Source organism: Bartonella sp. B10834G3 (assembly GCF_016102505.1).
Taxonomy (GTDB): domain Bacteria; phylum Pseudomonadota; class Alphaproteobacteria; order Rhizobiales; family Rhizobiaceae; genus Bartonella; species Bartonella choladocola.
The window spans coordinates 1-350 of record NZ_JACFOM010000024.1 but is presented as its reverse complement, the minus strand read 5'-3'; the positions used below and the strand labels follow the sequence as shown (position 1 = coordinate 350).

The window sequence follows — 350 nt, the reverse complement described above, 5'->3', positions numbered from 1 at the left end:
TCTTCGAGCTGTTGCCCTTGACATCTTTCGCGACTGCTTCAACCGTATAGCGGTTATTACCATTTTGCTGGTAGCGGGGAAGAACGACCGAATAATCGCTGACACCGCTTCCCTGAACAATCTTGCCGCCTGCTGCGATCAGGCTTGCTGCCATCACACTGACGCTTGCAACATCATGCTTGGATTTAACCGATATGCCAAGTGAATAAGTCTCGTTATAAAAGCCCGTAATGCCGCCAACCATATAAAGCTTGATGACTTCCTGCTTCTTATATTCAAGAACAATGTCGTTATTACGGTCAACCAGATCATATCTGCTTCCCGCAAGTGTGCGCATATCCCCGACCGCA

General features: G+C 48.0%; 1 pseudogene. It reads right to left on the bottom strand.

Annotated features, from left to right (window positions below):
* A pseudogene (locus tag H3S94_RS11790) lies at positions 1-350 on the bottom strand (Intimin); the annotation flags it as partial.